The following is an 18,455-nucleotide window of genomic DNA, read 5'->3' on the forward strand; positions in this document are numbered from 1 at the left end:
ACCAGTTGGAACAGCTCGCGATAGGCGCGGCCCTTGCGCGGGGCGAGGCCCTGCGATTGCGCGGCCTTGTCCTCGGCTGGCGCATCCTTGCGCGCCTGGCGGATCAGCGCCCGCAGCTGCTGGATGTCGGTGCGCGGGAACTGCTCGAGCCACACGGAAAGCGAATCATCGTCGGCGATCAGCCGGTCGCGCCATTGCTCGGCCAGATGCAGCTGCAGCTTTTCGGCGGCCGAGCCGTTGCGCTGCTCGTCCAGGGCGGCGCGCACGGCCTGCACTTCGGATTCCTCGAGCTTGCGCATGAGTTTGCCGACATATTGCATCTGGCGGCGCTTGCCCTCGAAATTGGTGATGCGCCTGGCTTCTGCGATCGCCTCCTGCAGCTTCTCGGGCAATTGCAGGCGGTTGTAGAGGTCGGCGCGCAGCGTGAGCAGCTCGCCGCCCAGCTCCTGCAGCTCGTCGCTCTCGCGCTTGAGTTCGGTCTTGGTGGAACCTTCGGTTCCCTTGAGTTCGGCTTTCAGCTGCAGGTCGAGCTCGCTGCCTTCGGCAACGAAATGACCGCGAACGAAATAGCCTTTTTTGGGTTTGCGTGACATGTCGGTAATCTGTAGCGGGCCCCAGGCATTCGGACATGATCCGGGCAGGGGCTCAAAGTGGCAAGTATCATAGCCGCCGATATGAAAAAAACACCTTCCAACGCCAAGAGCGCAGCAGGGTCTCGGCCCGAAAGCGGATTCAGCTATACCCGCGACTTCTTTGCGGATCTGGTGGACCAGGCCCTGGCCCATGCCAGGAAGCTGGGCGCCACGGACGCTGGAGCCGATGCTTCGGAAGCGTGCGGACTGAGCGTGAACGTGCGAAAAGGCGAACTGGAGACGGTGGAGCGCAACCGTGACAAGTCGTTGGGCGTGACCGTCTATATCGGCCATCGCCGCGGCAACGCCAGTACCTCGGATTTTTCCGCGCAGGCGGTTGAACGCACGGTGCAGGCAGCTTACGATATTGCGCGCTTCACTGCGGAAGACCCGGTCGCAGGCCTTCCGGATGCGCGGGATATTGCGCCCGAGAACACCCACCGCGACCTGCAGCTGTTCCACCCCTGGGACGTGAGCAGCGAAGAAGCCGCCCGCCTGGCCCTGGAGTGCGAGGCGGCGGCGTTCTCGACCAGCAAGCGCATCACCAACAGCGAGGGTGCGGGCGTCTCCGCCCAGCAGAGCCATTTCTTCAGTGCGCATACTCGCGGCTTTCGCGGCGGCTATGCCAGCTCGCGCCACAGCATCTCGGTGGCGCCGATCGCATCGCTGCCCGGCAGGAACGCGGAAATGCAGCGCGATGCGTGGTACAGCTCCATGCGCAACGCCGGCGATCTGGCGTCGCCCGCCATCATCGGCCGCTATGCCGCGCAGCGGGCGCTGAGCCGCCTGGGCAGCCGCAAGGTGCGCACCACCGAATGTCCGGTGCTGTTCGAGTCGCCGCTGGCGGCCGGGCTGCTGGGCGGCTTCGTGCAGGCCGTGAGCGGCGGCGCGCTGTATCGCAAAAGCACTTTTCTCGTCGATTCGCTCGGCAAGGACATCTTCCCCGCCCACATCGACGTCGACGAAGACCCGTTCATCCCCGGCGGCAAGGGCAGCTCGCCCTATGACGATGAAGGTGTTCGCGTGCAGGCCCGCAAGGTGGTGGATGCGGGCCGCGTGGAAGGCTATTTCCTGTCGAGCTACTCGGCGCGCAAGCTGGGCATGCGAACCACCGGCAACGCGGGCGGCTCCCACAACCTGTCGCTGACCTCGCGCCTGACGCAGGCTGGAGACGACCTGGACGCCATGCTCGAGAAACTCGGCACGGGACTGTTCGTGATCGAGCTGATGGGGCAGGGCGTGAACTACGTCACCGGCGACTATTCGCGTGGGGCGAGCGGCTTCTGGGTCGAGAACGGCCAGATTGCCTTCCCGGTGCAGGAGATCACCATCGCGGGCAATTTGAAGGACATGTTCGCGGGCATCGCGGCAGTGGGCGCGGATGCCTACAACTACGGCGCGAAGACCGTGGGCTCCATTCTGATCGACAGGATGAAGGTGGCCGGCAGCTGAGCGCGCCGGCGTCCCGCATTGGCAAGAAGCCCGCAAGGCCTGCATCGGCCTGGCGGGCTTTCTTCATGGAGGGCCGCGCTCGTCAATCCACCGGAACGATGCGTATGCTCGCGTCGCTGCTGGCGTCGGCTGCCGCCACGGCGGCGAACAGCCTGCGGTTGTTCTCGTCATAAGCCACGCCCTTGATCTTGGGCCAGCCGCTGGCGATCACGCTGGTTTCGCCCTTGGGGCTGATGCGAAACAGCTTGCCGCCCGAGCCGCCGAAGAACAGCGTGCCGTCCGAGGCGGCGGCCATCAGGTCGATGCCGTCGAGCGTGGTGAATGTCGCGATCAGCTTCCCGTCCGCAAGCGTTGCGGGATTGGCGCGTACCTTGCTCAGCGAATAGGACAGCACGTTGCCCGAGTTCTGGTCGCTCACATAGATGGTGTCCCCCACCACGGCAAGGCCGACGGGCTTGCCCAGTCCGGTGATGAGTTCATGCTCGCTGGCGGCGGAGCCGCTCAGCGTCAATTCGCTGACCGCGCCCGAGCCGCCCTTGATGAACCAGCCGTCGAGCAGCGCGCCATCGGGCGTCGTCGTGAGGCCGATGCGTCGGCGCAGCGTGTCCGTGCCGCTCAGGTTGTACGCGCTGCCCGTTTTGGGCACCGCCACCACGGCCCCGTCCGTTCCGAACCCGAAGCGCGTGACGTACAGGGTGCCGTCGGAGGTGCGCGTGATCTGGCCCAGCGTGGCTCCGCTTTGCGGGGCCTCGGTCAGGGCGGCGTATTGCGGGAACCGCGTGCCGCCGTCCCAGGCGCGGATGTTGTTGGCGGTGTCGTCGCTCAGGAACAGGCGGCTTTCCGCCTTGTCCCAATACAGGCCGTTCAGGTCGGCCGACACGTTGATCGTGGTGGGTCCGCGATCCACGCTGTCGCCCCCGCCGCAGGCCGAGAGGACGGCGGCGGCCGAAACCATGCCGGCAAGCAGCATGCGGCGCAGTCCGGACTTCAGGCGTGAGCCGCTCGATGTAATGGGCATGAATTGCATAGTCTCCTCGTGTGTTATCGATTCATGGGTACGGCATAAGCGCGAAGCGTTATTATATTTAGGAATAGCGAAATTCAATGAACCTATTGCCCACCACCGCACCGCTACCCCATGCTTGATGCCATCGATAACGAGAATTGCGTTGAATGCCAGGCCGGTACGACGGGTGCCGCGCGCCGGCGCCCGCATGCCGGCTGGGCCGTTGCCGCATTGCTGGCGGCGCTGGCCTTGCAGGCCTGTGGCGGCGGCGGTGGCTCGTCCTCCGCGAGCGTGGACTCCCCGCAGGAGACGGCGCCGCCGGAATCCAATGAATGGCGGTGGGATCTGCCTACGGGGTTCAGCGAACCCGTTGTGCCTGCCGACAACCCGATGAGCGCCGCCAAGGTGCAACTGGGCCGCTCGCTTTTCCATGATGTGCGCCTGTCGGGCAATGGCACGCAGTCCTGCGCCAGCTGCCATGCGCAGGAGAGCGCATTCACCGACAACCGCGCGCTGGCGCGAGGCTCGACCGGCGAGGTGCATCCGCGCAATGCCCAACCGCTTGCCAACGTGGCCTGGAACACGACGCTGACCTGGGCGAACCCGAACGAGCGCACCCTGGAGCACCAGATGCTCACGCCGCTCTTTGGCACCAATCCCGTGGAGTTGGGCGTGAACGACGGCAACCGCGCCGAAGTGCTGGAGCGCCTGGCGTCGGATGCCAGCTATCCACGGCTTTTCAAGTCCGCCTTTCCCGCGCAGGATGATCCGGTGAACTGGGACAACATCATCAAGGCCATCGCTGCATTCGAGCGCACGCTGATCTCGGCGGACAGCCGCTATGACCGCTCGGCGGCGGGCCAGGAGAGCCTGACGGAGCAGGAAGCGCGCGGCATGCGTCTCTTTTTTGGCGACCAGGCCAAATGTTCGCAATGCCACGGCAGCCCCAACTTCAACGACCAGTTCAGCACGGCGGCCCATTTGCAGACCGCGCCTGCGTTTCACAACACGGGCCTGTTCAACATGAATGGAACGGGCGGATATCCCGAGCCGAACCGTGGCGTGTTCGAGATCACCGGGATCGCTCAGGACATGGGCGCGTTCCGCGCCGCCAGCCTGCGCAACATCGAGCTCACCGCGCCCTACATGCACGACGGCAGCATCGGCACGCTGCAGGCCGTTCTGGACTTCTATGCCGATGGCGGGCGCAATGTGGGCAATGGACTGTATGCGGGCGATGGACGGCTCAATCCCTACAAGGATCCCCGTATCTCGCAGATCAGCCTGAGCGACCAGGACAAGGCCGACCTGCTGGCCTTTCTCAAGACGTTGACGGACACCGGCTTCGTGACGAATCCGGCATTCGCGGCGCCGGATGCTGATTGAGCGCCGGCCCTTGCTTCATCCCTCAACCGCCACCGCACGATGACGATTCCCGACCCCACCGCCGCCATTTCCCTGCGTCCGATCGGCGTGGTCCGCAGCCCGTTCGTGTCCACGAGCGGCATGCCCATTCAGACCGTGGCCGCGCCCGGGGCTGAGGGCAGTATCCGCGTCTTCGCGGAATTCGCCGCGGGGCTGCGGGACATCGAAGGCTTCGAATATCTGATCGTGCTGACGCATCTGCACCAGGCGACTGAAAAGCTGGAAGTGGTGCCCTTCATGGATACGCAAAGCCATGGGGTGTTCGCGACACGCGCGCCCGCCAGGCCCAACCGGATCGGGCTGTCGATCATCCGCCTTGTCCGTGTGGAGGACTGCGTTCTGCACTTTTGCGGCAACGACATGCTCGATGGCACGCCGGTGCTCGACATCAAGCCTTATGTGCCCGCGCTGGACGTTCGCCAGACCGGGCGCGTCGGCTGGTTCCGGCAAGGCCTGCAGCGCTTGCCGTCCATGCTGTCGGATGACCGGATGAAGTGATCCGGCCGCCGGACGTGGGGGCTCAGTCGTCCACGCCGATCATCACCGAAGAAGCCTTGATCACGCCATAGGCCTTGCCGCCCTCCTTGAGCTTGAGCGCTTCGGCGGAGTTGGTCGTGATCGAGGATGTGATCTGGATGCCGGGGGCGATCTCCAGCGTGACTTCGGTGGACACGGGGCCACGGACGATGGAGACGATCTTGCCGCTGAGGACGTTGCGCGCGCTGATTTTCATGCTGGACTCCAAAATGGAAAATGATAACGGACGGCGGCCCGATGGCGCAGTATCGTCACCATGCCTGCGTGGGATTGGTTTTCCGCGCGGCGCGTGTCACAGCGCCGCGATGCGTGCCGCAATCGCCTGGCCAAGCTCCGTGGTGTTGGCCTTGCCGCCGAGATCGGGCGTCAGAGGGCCGCTCTTGATCACCTCCTCGATCGCCTGCAGGATCGCGTCGTGCGCGGCCCGGCCCGCGCCTTCGCCGTGCGTGAGGAAGTCCAGCATCAAGGCGCCGGACCAGATCATGGCGATGGGGTTGGCGATGTTCCTGCCATAAATATCGGGCGCGGAGCCGTGCACCGGCTCGAACAGCGACGGGAAGCTGCGCTCGGGATTGAGGTTGGCCGACGGGGCCAGGCCGATGGTGCCCGTGGTGGCGGGGCCGAGATCGGAGAGGATGTCGCCGAACAGGTTGGTGGCGGCGACGACGTCGAAACGGTCCGGCTGCAGCACGAAGCGCGCGGTGAGGATGTCGATGTGCTGCTTGTCCAGCGTGACGTCCGGATAGCTTTTCGAGACTTCTTCGGCGCGCTTGTCCCACCATGGCATGCTGATGGCGATGCCGTTGCTTTTGGTGGCGAGCGTGACGTGCTTCCTGCTGCGGCTGCGGGCCAGCTCGAACGCGAACTTCAGCAGGCGCTGCGCGCCCTTGCGCGAGTACACCGACTCCTGGATCACGATCTCGCGATCGGTGCCTTCATACATGATGCCGCCCAGCGAGGTGTATTCGCCCTCGGTATTCTCGCGCACCACGTAATAGTCGATGTCGCCGGGCTTGCGGTTGGCCAGCGGGCAGGGCACGCCCTCGAACAGGCGCACGGGACGCAGGTTGATGTATTGGTCGAATTCGCGGCGGAACTTCAGCAGCGAACCCCACAGCGAAATGTGGTCCGGCACGGTCGCGGGCCAGCCCACGGCGCCGAAGAAGATGGCGTCAAAGCCTTCCAGCTGCGCTTTCCAGTCGTCGGGCATCATCTGGCCGTGTCGGGCGTAGTACTCGCAGTGCGCCCAGTCGAAGTGCTCGATTTCGAGCGGCAGATTGAATTTTTGCGCCGCTGCTTCGACCACGCGCAAGCCTTCGGGCATGACTTCGCGGCCAATGCCGTCGCCGGCAATGACGGCGATGCGGGCGGGGCGAGTAGACGTGTTGAGTGTGTTCATGGTGATGAAACGCTGATGGGTTGCTCGAAAAGGCAAGGGCAGTGCAGCCTCTTGAAGGGTGTCTTGAGTGTCCAATAAAAACGGAATGAATAAAATACCAGAATTGGAGTCTTATTTTTTCCATCCTGTGAATAATCTTCCTGATCCCGACGACCTGCGTGTTTTCGTGACCGTGGTGCGCAAGGCGGGTTTTTCCGTGGCGGCGGAAGAGCTCGGTGCGTCGCCCGCCTATGTGAGCAAGCGCATCCGGCTGCTGGAGGAGTCGCTTGCGACGAAGCTGCTGCATCGCACCACGCGGCGCGTGGCGGTGACGGAAGAGGGCGAGCGCGTGTTCCATTGGGCGCAGCGCATCCTGGACGACATGGACCATCTGCTGCAGGAGGTGGCCGTCACGCGCCGCCAGCCGCGCGGTCTGTTGCGGGTGAGCTGCAGCTTCGGCTTCGGGCGCAACGTGGTCGCGCCCGCCATGTCCGAGCTGGTGGAGAAGTTCCCGGCATTGCAGGTGCGGCTGGAAGTGTTCGACCGGCTGATCGACGTGGCGGGCGAGGGCTTCGACCTCGACGTGCGGGTGGGGGACGACATCGCCCCGCATCTGATAGCGCGGCGTCTTGCCGACAACCACCGCGTGCTGTGCGCCGCGCCCGCGTATCTGGAGCGCCGTGGTGCGCCGCGGGCGGTCAGCGATCTGGCGGCGCACGACTGCCTCGTCATCAAGGAGCGCGACCATCCCTTCGGCGTATGGAAGCTGCGCTCGGGCGCCAGCGACGAGACGGTGAAGGTGACGGGACCGCTGTCCGCCAACCATGGTGAAATTGTTGTGCAATGGGCGCTGGATGGGCGCGGCATTGCGCTGCGCTCGCTCTGGGATGTGGGCGGGCATCTGCGCGCGGGGCGGCTGGTGCAGGTGTTGCCGGAGTGGCGCCAGGATGCCAACGTGTGGGCGGTGTATCCGACACGCCTGCAGCTATCGGCGAAAGTGCGCGTGTGCGTCGAATTCCTGCAGGAGTATTTCCGCAGGGAATGGGCCGGGCGGACGCCGGGCTGAGCGGCGCCGCGGCCCGCGCGGATTCAACGAGTCAGCACGCAGAAGCCGGGTTCGCGGCGGGATTGGCCGGGGCGGGCGCCTGGGGCCGGGTCGTGAGCGCGCTGCCCATCGATGCAATCATGATGATGCCGATCGCCGCCCATTGGATCGCGCTGAGGTGTTCACCGAGCAGCAGCAGGCCGGCAAGCGCCGCGACGGCGGGCTCGGTGGCGAGCATGGTGGAAAACGCGCCATGGGACAGCTGCTTGAGCGCGAACATTTCAAGCGAGTACGGGATGGCGCTCGACACCGCGGCCACGGCCAGGCCATAGAGCAGCAGCGACGGAGTGAGCAGCTTCGCCCCCGCCTCGGCCACGCCGAACGGCACCACCACCACGGAGGCGGACAGCAGCGCCAGCGACACCACCATGCCGCCATGCAGATGGCCCGTCCGCTTGCCCAGCACGATGTACCCGCCCCAGCAGACGGCGGCGGCAATGGCGTAGGCCAGCCCCACCGGGTCGAGCGCGCCGATGCTGCTGCCCAGAAGCGGCAGTATCAGCAGCAGGAAAAGTCCGGTGGCAGCGAGCGCGAGCCACACCAGATCGAGTGCGCGGCGGGACGTCCACACGGCAACCGACAGCGGGCCGATGAACTCGATGGCCACGGTGACGCCGAACGGCAGCCGCTTGATCGCCATGTAGAACAGCAGGTTCATCAGGCCCAGCACGGCGCCAAATACGGCGACCTGCATCAGGTTGGCCCTGGTGGGGCCGAACCGCCAGGGCCGCCAGATCGCCAGCAGCAGGAGCGCGGAAAAACCTACGCGCAACGCCGTCGTTCCCTGCGCTCCGACGACCGGGAACAGGTGCTTGGCAAAGCTCGTGCCGATACAAAGCGACGTGACCGAGCCGAGCACGGCCAGCGACGGCAGCAGCCGCTGTGCGAGAGAGGTGTGCATGTGGACCTGGAGGCTTGGGGCTGGGGGCGCTTCAGCCCGCGAGCGCGGCCTTCACCGCGGCCGACACCTGGCCCATGTCAGCCTTGCCCGCAAGCCGGGTCTTGGCAGCGCCCATGACCTTGCCCATGTCGCCCGGGCCGGATGCGCCCAGTTCCGCCACGATGGTCCTGACGGTGGCGGCGACTTCCTCGGCGGACATGCGTTCGGGCAGATAGACCTGCAGCACGGCCATCTCGGCCTTTTCGATGTCGGCCAGATCCTGGCGGCCGCCCGCTTCGTACTGGGTGATGCTGTCCTTGCGCTGCTTGATGAGCTTGTCGATGATGGCGACGATGGCCGTGTCGTCGAGTTCGACGCGCTCATCCACTTCCTTTTGCTTCATTGCGGCCAACAGCAGCCGGATGGTGTCCAGCCGCTGCTTTTCCTTGGCGCGCATGGCCGACTTCATGTCTTCGGTGATTTTTTCCTTGAGGCTCATGGTGTCAACTCCAGTGAGAGGTGAAGAAATGCAGAAATGAAAAAGCCGCGCTTGGCGTCCCTAGCGCGGCTTTTGGCGTGTTGATGAACCCGCCTGAATGACTGGCCGATGCAGGCCGGATCAGTACAGCTTCTTGGGCAGTTGCATGCTGCGAACGCGCTTGTAGTGGCGCTTGACGGCGGCAGCCTTCTTGCGCTTGCGCTCGGCGGTGGGCTTTTCGTAGAACTCGCGTGCGCGCAGGTCCGTCAGCAGGCCCAGCTTTTCGATGGTGCGCTTGAAGCGGCGCAGGGCAACGTCGAAGGGTTCGTTTTCTTTTACGCGGATGGTGGTCATTAGCTAATGTTTTCCAATTTTTGCCGCGAGAGGGTTTTCGGGAAGATCGGGCCCAAAAGCCATGCAACGGCGGTGTTGCTTCGCCTAGTAAAACTAGTATTGGCCGGCGAAGCTATTGCCAGCAAAGCCCGATATTATAGCGGCTGAAAGCAGCTTGGCAAGAGGGGCGGCCGGCTGGCGCGTGCGGCACGGTCCGCAATCCCGCCCGCGCTGGCGGCTGTCGGGCAAACCACCCATGAAGAAGCGCGGATTTTTCTTTATTCTTGGCTCCGAAGGCTGACGGAAAGCGTATCCAGTCACTACACAACCTATAGCGGATCTTTCGCCATGACCCTGCCCGAACAATGGATTGTGCCTGCCTTGCAGAGCTTCACCCTGGCCATCGTGCTGTTCTTCGTGGGGCGATGGCTCGGCTCGCATTTCCCGATCCTGCGGCGCTACAGCATTCCGGAGCCGGTGGTGGGCGGCTTTCTGTGCGCCCTGGCGGTCGGGGTGGCCTATTTCGCGCTGGGAATCCGTATCGAGTTCAGGCTGCCGTTCCGCGACGTTCTGCTGCTCTACTTTTTTGCAGGCATCGGGCTGAATGCGGATATCCAGACGCTCATCAAGGGCGGCAGGCCTCTGGTCATCCTGCTGGCTCTCTCCGCCGTCTACATCGTGCTGCAGAACGTGTTGGGCATGAGCGTTGCAGGGCTGTTCGGCATGGATCCGCGCGCGGGGCTGATGACCGGCTCCGTCTCTCTGACCGGCGGCGTCGGCACCACGCTGGCCTGGGCGCCGACGTTCGTGGACCGGCTGGGCATCGACAGCGCCATGGAACTGGGAATGGCCAGCAACATGGTGGGACTGATCTCCGCCTGCGTGGTGGGCGGCCCGATCGCCAGCTTCCTCATGAAGCGCCACGGCGTGCGCGGAGACCAGGCCACGCCGCTGGATGTGGGAATGGCCAAGGAGGCGGAGCATGCGCGGCTGGATTATTTTGGCGTGCTTACCGCCTGGATGTGGCTCAACGTGGCGTTGATCCTGGGCGAGGTGTTCACGCCGCTGTTCCACCGGGCGGGCCTGCATCTGCCCGATTTCGTGGGCTGCCTGGTCGCCGGGATCTTCCTGCGCAACACGGTGGGACTGTGGCTGCTCACGCGCGGCGGCGACGGCGCGGCGGCGCGCCACTGGCGCGACATGGCTCCGGGGCTGGCGCTCATATCGGACCTGTGCCTGAGCATGTTCCTGACCATGGCGCTGATGGGGCTGCAGCTGTGGGTGCTTCATGGCGCGCTGGCGTTCATCTTCACCGTGCTGTCGCTGCAGATCCTGATGGCGGTGGCCTACAGCATCTGGGTGGTGTTCCGCTTCTCGGGCCGGGACTACGAGGCGGCGGTGATCTCGGCAGGCTTCGGCGGGATTGCGCTGGGATCCACGGCGACCGCCATCGCCAACATGACGGCGGTGACGCAGCAGCACGGCGCGGCGCATCGCGCGTTCATCATCGTGCCGCTGGTGTGCGGCTTCTTCATCGATGTCGTGAACGCGCTCGTGATCCAGACGATGCTGCGCTGATCATCCGTCCCGCCGCTTTGCGCGGCCGGCCCAGAGGACCAGCACGGCCAGCGCCTGCAGGATCGCCGCCGCAGCAAACAGCCAGGCGCTGCCGGGCGGAATCTTCAGGAGCAGGGAAAAGGACAGCGGAGCAAAGGAATACAGCGCCTGCGAGATGGCGATGATGAGCGCCGTCACGCGCGCCACGTCGGCGGGGGCGAAGTCGGATTGCGCAATCAGCGGCGGCAGCGAAATGGTGTTGCCGATCCCCGCTCCGAACAGGATCAGGCCGCACCACAACTGAACGCCCGGCCCGTTGCCCGCCAGCATCAGCAGGGACCCGCAGATCTGCATGGCGTAGCTGGCGCAGTTCAGCAGGCGCCGGTCGCTGGTCGCCGCGAGCGCCCAGGCGAAGAGCGTGCGGCCCAGCATCGCGCAGGTGGTCAGCAGCGTCATGCTCCAGCCGGCGCCCTGCGTGCCGATCTGCGGGGCGAGAACGGAATACAGGTGCGATATCACCCCGCTTTGAGCAAACAAGGAAAGCGACATGGCGGCGGCCAGTGTCTGAAAGCGGCGGTTGCGCCACAGCTTGCGTCCGGCAAGCGCGGGCCAACCCGCCGCGGCGCCGCTGGCCGGCAATGCTGTGGCCTTGTCCGGCGGCGGCGGGGGTGCGTCGCCGTCCGGCATCTGTCCCAGCCCGGCGGGTGTCTGGCGGAACACGCGCCGCGTCAGCCAGGCCATCGTGGCGAGCATGCAGAGGCAGACGATCCAGGCCGCCGCCTGAAAGCCGAACCGCGCGATCAACAGGCTCCACAATGGCGCGAACACCATGCCGCCCACGCTTGCGCCGTTGTAGGCCTTGGACAGCGCGGCAGGACGGTTGCGGATGAACCAGGGCGTGATGATGGCGTTGATGCCGGCTGCGCCCATCGCCACCCAGCCGGCGCCGCTGAGCAGCGCCGCCAGAAACAGTTGCCAGTGCTGGCGCGCCGTTGCCCAGCCGAGCACTCCGGCCGCCAGCGTGAACGCTCCCGCCAGCGTGATGCGCGGCACGCCATGGCGCGCATGCAGGCGTGGCAGGAAGGTGACCACGATGGCGCCGAAAAGAAAGTGCGTCGTCACCGCCGCTGAAACCAGCGGAACCGGCCATTGCGTGGTGGACGCCACAGCGAAGAGAAAGATCGGGGGCCCGTAAAAGCCCATGCCCCAGCCCAGCACGGCGCAGATGAATGCGGCGCGCACCACGGCATGGCCATGGAATGGGGGCGCGGCTGCGGAGTGCTTGTCTTGCATGGATGCGCTATCTTGCCAGCTTCATGGGGCCCGGTTTTCCGCCTGGCGATATGCGCCCAGGCTGCCTGGAGCGCGGATCGGCTATTGCGGTGGCAAAGCCTGCGCGCAGGCGTTTGCGCTCGCCCAGGCCCACTGGAAGTTGTAGCCGCCCAGCCAGCCGGTGATGTCGACGACCTCGCCGATGAAATAGAGGCCGGGCTGCGATCGGGCCTCCATGGTCTGCTGCGACAGCGCCTTGGTGTCCACGCCGCCGAGCGTCACCTCGGCTTTCCTGTAGCCTTCGGTTCCCGTGGGAGTCAGCTCCCAGCGCGAGAGCCTTTGGGCCAGTCTGAGCAGCGCCTTGTCGGCTGCTTCGTTGATGGGGCGTTGCCAATCACCGTCCTGCTGCACCCATGCATCGGCGAGCCGCGCCGGGACCTTGCCTGCAAGCTCGTTGGCGATCAGCTTCCTGGAGCGCGCTTTGGCGTCCAGCAACTGCGCCGCCAGATCCTCGGCCGGAGCCAGGTCGATGGCGATCGGCGTGCCGGGCTGCCAGTAGCTGGAGATCTGCAGCACCGCCGGGCCGGAGAGGCCGCGGTGGGTGAACAGCAGATCCTCCATGAACGCCATGCGCTCCTTTTTGCCGCCCGTGCTGATCTCCACCGCAAGGGCAAGGCCGGCAAGCTGCGCATAAGGCTCCCATGCCGCGCCGTCGAAGGTCAGCGGCACCAGGCCGGGCCTGCGATCGATCAGCGGTACGCCGAACTGCGAGGCGATGCGGTAGCCGAAATCCGTGGCTCCGATCTTGGGGATGGACAGGCCGCCGGTTGCGATCACCAGGCTGCGCGCGGCCACCGTGCCCTTGCCGGTTTCGACCTCGAAGCGGGCCACAGCGTCATCGACTGCCGCGATGCGCGTGACCGGGCACGGCTGCCAGTGGTCCACCTGGCCATCGGCGCACTCGCTGCGCAGCATGCCGATGATGTCTTCAGCGGAGTGGTCGGCGAACAACTGGCCCTTGTGTTTCTCGTGATAGGCGATGCCATGCCTTTCGACGAGCGCGATGAAATCGCCGGGCGTGAACCTGGACAGGGCGGAGCGGCAGAACTGCGGGTTCTGTCCGACGAAATGCCTGTGCGGCGCGCGCACGTCCAGATCGCGGTTGGTGAAGTTGCAGCGGCCACCGCCCGAGATGCGGATTTTCTCGGCCACCTTGTCGGAATGATCGACGAGCAGGACTTTCAGGCCGCGCTGGCCGGCCCGCGCTGCGCAGAACAGGCCGGCGGCGCCGGCTCCGATGATGATGGCGTCGTAGAAGGAATGGGTCACGGCGGATAGGGGACGACCATTGCGGGTCGCCGATAGCGAAAGCGGCAAACCCGCGATTGTCTCAGCTTGGCGGGCAGGCGGCAGCCGTGCGGTGTTTCCCGGCGGGCGGGGCGCGCGCATGCGGCCCATGGCGTTGTATGCTTGACGCAGATTAATAAACCATCGACCCACATCCCATGGACCTTCCCGCCCACCAGCTCAGCATGACGGTGCTGATGTCGCCCGACATGGCCAATTTCTCCGGCAACGTGCATGGCGGCGCCGTGCTCAAGCTGCTCGATCAGGTGGCCTATGCCTGCGCGGCGCGCTTTTCCTCGTCCTACGTGGTGACGCTGAGCGTCGATCAGGTGATGTTCCTGCAGCCCATCCATGTCGGTGAGCTGGTCACCTTTCTCGCCAGCGTGAACTACACCGGCAACTCCTCGATGGAGATCGGCGTGAAGGTGGTGGCGGAAGACATCCGCTCGCAGGTCGTGCGGCATGTGAACAGTTGCTTTTTCACCATGGTTGCGGTGGACGAGGACCGCAAGCCCACCAGGGTGCCGCAGCTCTCGCCCAGCACGCCCGACGAAAAGCGCCGCTGGTCCGCAGCGCAGATCCGCAAGCAACTGCGCAGTGAATTCGCAGCCCGCTTCGAGCAGGCAAGCAAAGGCTGAGCGGGCCCGGATGATTGCGGAATCCGGCGCAATTGAATAAATTCGCCAGGACTGGATCGTGAATGCGGGCTGGTGCGTGCGAGCATGGGGCAGCGGCTGACATCGAAATCTCCACGGGAGCGCTTAGCATTTTGCAAATGTCTGATCCCAAGCCATCGAAACGCGACGCATTGCTTGCCGTCTTCTACGATTCGCTGTGCGGCACCGGATTGTTTCTAGGCACCTTGTGCGTGGCCGCATCGCTCACGCCCACGCTGGTGCCGCGTTCTCCCATGATGCAAGGGGCGCTCAGCGGCCTGTGTTTTGCGGCGGGATATGCGCTTGGCGTGCTGCTGCGCTGGATCTGGCGCACGCTGGGATGGCCGCAGATCCAGGGCCGCTCGCTGAGGCTGGCGCTTACCGCGATGCTGCCTTGCTGCGCGGTTGCCATCGCGGGTGCGTTGTGGTGGGCGGGAACGTGGCAGAACCGGCTGCGCGCGCTGATGCACATGCCGCCCATCGACAGCGCGGGGCTGCTGACGATTTTCGTCGTGGCGCTTGTGGTCTTTGGCCTGCTGCTGATGCTGGCGCGGCTGTTCCAGCGTTTGAGGCATGCGTTGTCGCACCGGCTCAAGCGCCGCATCCCGGCGCCCACGGCGGCTGTGCTGGCTTCCCTGATCGCGGTGCTGGTTTTCTGGATGCTCGGGAACGGCGTGCTGGTGAGGGCCGGGCTGCGCATGTTCGACAGCATGTACAGCGAGCTCGACGCCCGTATGGAAGAGGATCTGCCGCCTCCACGGAACACGCTCCAGACAGGCGGCCCCGGTTCGCTGCTGCGCTGGCAGACGCTGGGCCGGCAGGGCCGGCGGATGATCGCCGACGGTCCGGATCGCGCGCAGATCGAATCGGTCACCGGCCATGAGGCCCGCGAGCCGCTGCGCGTCTATGTGGGCCTGGGCAGCGCGGACACGCCGCAGGCGCGCGCGCAATTGGCGCTCGCCGAGCTCAAGCGCATCGGCGCGTTCGAGCGTGCCAACCTGGTCATCGCCACGCCTACCGGTACGGGCTGGGTGGACGAGGAGAGCCAGCATGCGCTCGAATACCTGCTGCTGGGCGATGTGGCCACCGTATCGGTGCAGTACTCGTACTTTGCCAGCTGGCTTGCGCTGTTGACGCAGCCCGACTATGGCGTGGAAACTGCGCGCGCGGTTTTCGCGGCGGTCTATGGCCACTGGCGCAGCCTGCCGCGCGACGCCAGGCCGCGCCTTTATCTGCACGGACTGAGCCTGGGCGCGCTCAACTCCGACCTGAGCCACGACCTCGCGCAGGTGATCAGCGATCCCTACCAGGGCGCCCTCTGGTCCGGCCCGCCTTTCAACACGCCCACCTGGCGCAAGGCGACGAAGGCGCGCGACGCGGGCACGCCCGCATGGCTGCCGCGCGTGGACGATGGCGCGGTGATGCGTTTTACCTCGCAGCAGAATCATCTGCATGATGTGAATACGCCATGGGGCGGCTATCGCATCGTGTTCCTGCAGTATGCGAGCGACGCGGTGACGTTCTTCGATCCCGGATCGCTCTGGCACAGGCCGGAGTGGATGCAGGCGCCGCTCGGCCCGGATGTCTCACCCGACATGGTGTGGATTCCGGTGGTGAGCTTTCTGCAACTGAGCTTCGATCTGATGGTGGCGGTGTCTCCGCCCAAGGGCTTCGGGCACGTCTATGCGTTCGAGCACTATGTGGACGCCTGGGCCGCGCTCACCGGGCCGTCGCCGTGGTGGAACGGGCAGCGGATCGAGGCGCTCAAGGAGCGTGTCGCGCGCAAGCGGGCTCCCTGAACGTTTCCTGCGATTGCAACGCCGAGATGCCGCGCACCACGTCGCCGATCACGATGACGGACGGGCTCGCCAACCGATGCTCGTCGATCGCCTCGCGCAGTCCGCCAAGCGTCGTGGCCGCATGGCGCTGCTGCGGCAGGCTTGCGTTCTGGATCACCACGGCGGGCGTGTGCGCGGGCAGTCCATGCAGCAGTTCCTGCTGGATGTGCGCGCAGCCGCTGATGCCCATGTAGATCACCAGCGTGAGACGCGCGTCGCGGGCGGTGCGTGCGAGCTGGCGCCAGTCGACGCCCGCATCGCCGGGCTTGGCGTGGCCGGTGATGAAGACCACGCCGTGCGCGTGATCGCGGTGCGTGAGGGGCGCGTTCAGCGCCGTCAGTCCGGCAAGGCCCGAGGTGATCCCGTTGATCACCGTGGCCTGGATGCCCGACTTGCGCAGCGCCTGCACTTCCTCGCCGCCGCGGCCGAAGATGAACGGGTCGCCGCCTTTGAGACGCACCACGTTCTCGCCCGCGAGTGTTTCGGACACCATGAGCTTTTCGATGAAGGCCTGCGGCGTGCTCTTGCATCCGCCGCGCTTGCCCACATGCACGATGCGCGCCTGGGGCGAGGCGTGTTCCAGGATGGCGGGGTTCACCAGATCGTCCACGAGCAGCACCGTGGCCCGGGCGATGGCCTTGGCTGCTTTCAGCGTGAGCAGTTCCGGATCGCCGGGACCGGCTCCGACCAGGGTGCAGCTGCCGGTGGCTGGATGTGGGTTCTGGGTATTCGATTTCATGGTGTCGCTGGCTCCGGGGTGACCTGCCGGGCGATCCGCAGGATGAAGCGGGCCTGGGCCGCGAGCGCCTCGGGCACGGGCAAACGTCCGTCCAGCACCTGTTGCGTGTAGCGCGCGGTGGTGGTGATGTCGATTTCCGTGGGCAGGCCCGGCACTTCGGGGACCGTGCCGGCGCCTTGCTCCTGCAGCAGTTGATGCGAGCCGCGCACGAAGCCGTCATAGCGCGGCCAGCGGCGGGGATCGCATGCGACCTCGCCTTCGAGGCCGCGCGAGAGAAGACCGCTCATGCCGAGGGCGGCATAGGTGGCGGCGAGCGTCTCGAAGTATTCGGGATGCGTGTAGCTGCTGATGACCAGCGCGTCCGGACCGGCGGGATTGATGAGCTTGACCACGCTGTGCGCGGGATTGCGCAGGCCGATCACTTCGCGCACGGCCAGCAGCCTGGCCAGTCCGGGATGAAGGTGCCGGGTTTCGATGTGTGCCACTTCGCCGGCGGCCAGGGTGCGCGGCGCGGATGCGGGCGCAATGCCGAGCGCCGCCAGCACGTCGCTGGCCAGCACCCGCCGCGCCTCGGTGCGCATGCCATGCAACAGGACGGGAAGCCCTTCGCGCGCCAGCAGCAGTGCCAGCAGCGGAGTCAGAACGGGCAGCTTGCGTGCGCCGTTGTAGCTGGGCAGCACGACGACGGGCGGGCCGTCCGACTGGAATCTGGCGATGCGTGCGTGCGTGGCGTCGAGAAAACCGCTCATCTCCTCCAGCGTCTCGCCCTTGATGCGCATGGCGATGCAGAACGCGCCCGTCTCCAGATCGCTGACGCCGCAGTCCAGAATCTGTCCGAACAGATCGGCTGCCTGCGCGCGCTCCAATGCCTTGGCGCCGCGCGCGCCGCGGCCGATTTCCTTGATGTAGTGGCTGATGCCCATGGGGATTGGCTGGTTGATATTCAGTTAATTGGTCATATTGTTGCTTATATTTGATAACTTTGAGTTATATATATCTGTTGTGAGGCTTTTGCACCATATTGCTTGATGAAGATCGATCATCCGGGCCATTAGGATGAGGGTGGCTTGTCTGGGGCGAGCAATCCATAACGTATGTCAAGGAGAAACACAGATGATGAACGAGCGCGTTGCGGTGGTGATCGCGGGCGGCAGCGGAATGGGGGCCGCGGCGGCCCGCCGCTTGAGCGCGGACGGTTACGGGATCGGCATTCTGTCGTCGTCGGGCAAGGGCGAGGCGCTGGCGGCGGAACTGGGCGGCGTGGGGATGACCGGCTCCAATCAGGAGGCGGGCGACATCCAGGAACTGGTCGACCGGGTGATGCGGCGCTGGGGGCGGATCGACGTGCTGGTCAACGGCGCGGGCCACGGCCCCAAGGGGCCGCTGCTCGACCTTACCGATGAGGATTGGGTGAAAGGATTCAACGTCTATTTCCTGAACGTGGTGCGCGCCACCCGGATCGTCGCTCCGATCATGCGCGCGCAGGGGCGCGGCTCGATCGTCAATATTTCGACCGCCTGGGTGGCGGAGCCTTCGGATCTGTTCCCGACCTCGGCGGTCGCGCGCTCGGGCCTGGCCGCGTTCACCAAGCTGTTCTGCGACGCCCATGCCCAGGACAACGTGCGCATGAACAATGTGCTGCCCGGCTGGATCGACAGCCTGCCGCAAAAGGACGAACGCCGCGCCGCCGTGCCGATGCGGCGCTACGGCACGGCCGACGAGGTGGCGGGGGCGATTGCGTTCCTTGCGTCCGATGACGCGGCATACATCACCGGCCAGAGCCTGCGCGTGGATGGCGGGCTGATGCGCAGCGTCTGAAC

General features: G+C 65.6%; 19 protein-coding genes. 8 read left to right on the forward strand and 11 right to left on the reverse strand.

Features of this window, described 5'->3' with window-relative positions; translation table 11 throughout:
* On the reverse strand, positions 1–593 hold a 593-nt coding region (yjgA, locus tag ABWP92_RS06680), incomplete at its 3' end, for a ribosome biogenesis factor YjgA (protein WP_353234587.1).
* An 81-nt stretch (positions 594–674) separates the two neighbouring features.
* Here yjgA and pmbA point away from each other — a divergent pair.
* On the forward strand, positions 675–2,084 hold the full coding sequence (pmbA, locus tag ABWP92_RS06685) for a metalloprotease PmbA (RefSeq protein ID WP_353234588.1): 1,410 nt from the start codon (positions 675–677) through the stop codon (positions 2,082–2,084).
* Positions 2,085–2,166: 82 nt separating this feature from the next.
* On the opposite strand, the gene ABWP92_RS06690 is transcribed toward pmbA, so the two are convergent.
* Positions 2,167–3,111, reverse strand: coding sequence for an NHL repeat-containing protein (locus tag ABWP92_RS06690; RefSeq protein ID WP_353234589.1), 945 nt, complete (start codon positions 3,109–3,111; stop codon positions 2,167–2,169).
* 111 nt (positions 3,112–3,222) lie between these two features.
* Here ABWP92_RS06690 and ABWP92_RS06695 point away from each other — a divergent pair, with 111 nt between their 5' ends.
* Together ABWP92_RS06695 and tsaA are read left to right on the forward strand one after the other, a co-directional pair.
* A complete protein-coding gene (locus tag ABWP92_RS06695; protein ID WP_353234590.1) occupies positions 3,223–4,476 on the forward strand; it encodes an MbnH family di-heme enzyme in 1,254 nt (417 codons plus the stop codon).
* Positions 4,477–4,515: 39 nt separating this feature from the next.
* Positions 4,516–5,013, forward strand: coding sequence for a tRNA (N6-threonylcarbamoyladenosine(37)-N6)-methyltransferase TrmO (tsaA, locus tag ABWP92_RS06700; RefSeq protein ID WP_353234591.1), 498 nt, complete (start codon positions 4,516–4,518; stop codon positions 5,011–5,013).
* A 22-nt stretch (positions 5,014–5,035) separates the two neighbouring features.
* On the opposite strand, the gene ABWP92_RS06705 is transcribed toward tsaA, so the two are convergent.
* Both ABWP92_RS06705 and ABWP92_RS06710 read right to left on the reverse strand, forming a co-directional pair.
* The gene (locus tag ABWP92_RS06705) at positions 5,036–5,248 is read right to left on the reverse strand and encodes a TOBE domain-containing protein (protein ID WP_353234592.1); all 213 of its coding nucleotides are present in this window, start codon (positions 5,246–5,248) and stop codon (positions 5,036–5,038) included.
* A gap of 96 nt (positions 5,249–5,344) precedes the next feature.
* Positions 5,345–6,451, reverse strand: a complete 1,107-nt coding sequence (locus ABWP92_RS06710) for a tartrate dehydrogenase (RefSeq protein WP_353234593.1) — start codon at positions 6,449–6,451, stop codon at positions 5,345–5,347.
* A 127-nt stretch (positions 6,452–6,578) separates the two neighbouring features.
* On the opposite strand from ABWP92_RS06710, the gene ABWP92_RS06715 reads away from it, so the two are divergent.
* Positions 6,579–7,496, forward strand: a complete 918-nt coding sequence (locus ABWP92_RS06715; protein WP_353234594.1) for a LysR substrate-binding domain-containing protein — start codon at positions 6,579–6,581, stop codon at positions 7,494–7,496.
* A 31-nt stretch (positions 7,497–7,527) separates the two neighbouring features.
* Here the strand turns inward: ABWP92_RS06715 and ABWP92_RS06720 are convergent, their stop codons facing one another.
* The 3 genes from ABWP92_RS06720 to rpsU form a co-directional block, all read right to left on the reverse strand.
* Positions 7,528–8,436 carry an EamA family transporter gene (locus ABWP92_RS06720; protein WP_353234595.1) on the reverse strand — a complete coding sequence of 303 codons (909 nt, stop codon included), beginning with the start codon at positions 8,434–8,436 and terminating at the stop codon, positions 7,528–7,530.
* 31 nt (positions 8,437–8,467) lie between these two features.
* Positions 8,468–8,914 carry a GatB/YqeY domain-containing protein gene (locus tag ABWP92_RS06725; protein ID WP_353234596.1) on the reverse strand — a complete coding sequence of 149 codons (447 nt, stop codon included), beginning with the start codon at positions 8,912–8,914 and terminating at the stop codon, positions 8,468–8,470.
* A 120-nt stretch (positions 8,915–9,034) separates the two neighbouring features.
* On the reverse strand, positions 9,035–9,247 hold the full coding sequence (rpsU, locus tag ABWP92_RS06730; RefSeq protein ID WP_007833691.1) for a 30S ribosomal protein S21: 213 nt from the start codon (positions 9,245–9,247) through the stop codon (positions 9,035–9,037).
* Between the two features lie 327 nt (positions 9,248–9,574).
* Between rpsU and gltS the strand changes: the two genes are divergently transcribed.
* On the forward strand, positions 9,575–10,804 hold the full coding sequence (gene gltS / locus ABWP92_RS06735; RefSeq protein WP_353234597.1) for a sodium/glutamate symporter: 1,230 nt from the start codon (positions 9,575–9,577) through the stop codon (positions 10,802–10,804).
* Here the strand turns inward: gltS and ABWP92_RS06740 are convergent, their stop codons facing one another.
* Both ABWP92_RS06740 and ABWP92_RS06745 read right to left on the reverse strand, forming a co-directional pair.
* Positions 10,805–12,076: an MFS transporter gene (locus ABWP92_RS06740; RefSeq protein ID WP_353234598.1), complete on the reverse strand. Its 1,272-nt coding sequence runs from the start codon at positions 12,074–12,076 to the stop codon at positions 10,805–10,807.
* A gap of 81 nt (positions 12,077–12,157) precedes the next feature.
* A complete protein-coding gene (locus tag ABWP92_RS06745; protein ID WP_353234599.1) occupies positions 12,158–13,384 on the reverse strand; it encodes a BaiN/RdsA family NAD(P)/FAD-dependent oxidoreductase in 1,227 nt (408 codons plus the stop codon).
* 176 nt (positions 13,385–13,560) lie between these two features.
* Here ABWP92_RS06745 and ABWP92_RS06750 point away from each other — a divergent pair, with 176 nt between their 5' ends.
* Together ABWP92_RS06750 and ABWP92_RS06755 are read left to right on the forward strand one after the other, a co-directional pair.
* Positions 13,561–14,040: an acyl-CoA thioesterase gene (locus ABWP92_RS06750; protein ID WP_353234600.1), complete on the forward strand. Its 480-nt coding sequence runs from the start codon at positions 13,561–13,563 to the stop codon at positions 14,038–14,040.
* 137 nt (positions 14,041–14,177) lie between these two features.
* Positions 14,178–15,857: an alpha/beta hydrolase gene (locus ABWP92_RS06755; RefSeq protein ID WP_353234601.1), complete on the forward strand. Its 1,680-nt coding sequence runs from the start codon at positions 14,178–14,180 to the stop codon at positions 15,855–15,857.
* On the opposite strand, the gene cobA is transcribed toward ABWP92_RS06755, so the two are convergent.
* Positions 15,823–16,635, reverse strand: a complete 813-nt coding sequence (gene cobA / locus ABWP92_RS06760; RefSeq protein ID WP_353234602.1) for a uroporphyrinogen-III C-methyltransferase — start codon at positions 16,633–16,635, stop codon at positions 15,823–15,825. The two genes, ABWP92_RS06755 and cobA, sit on opposite strands and share 35 nt — an antisense overlap.
* Positions 16,632–17,558, reverse strand: a complete 927-nt coding sequence (ybiB, locus tag ABWP92_RS06765) for a DNA-binding protein YbiB (RefSeq protein WP_353234603.1) — start codon at positions 17,556–17,558, stop codon at positions 16,632–16,634. The genes cobA and ybiB overlap by 4 nt, the downstream gene beginning before the upstream one ends.
* A gap of 190 nt (positions 17,559–17,748) precedes the next feature.
* Here ybiB and ABWP92_RS06770 point away from each other — a divergent pair, with 190 nt between their 5' ends.
* A complete protein-coding gene (locus ABWP92_RS06770) occupies positions 17,749–18,453 on the forward strand; it encodes an SDR family oxidoreductase (protein ID WP_353234604.1) in 705 nt (234 codons plus the stop codon).
* The last annotated feature ends 2 nt before the right edge of the window (positions 18,454–18,455 follow it).

Origin of the sequence: Diaphorobacter ruginosibacter, from assembly GCF_040396215.1 — a bacterium.
Classification (GTDB): domain Bacteria; phylum Pseudomonadota; class Gammaproteobacteria; order Burkholderiales; family Burkholderiaceae_C; genus Diaphorobacter_A; species Diaphorobacter_A ruginosibacter_A.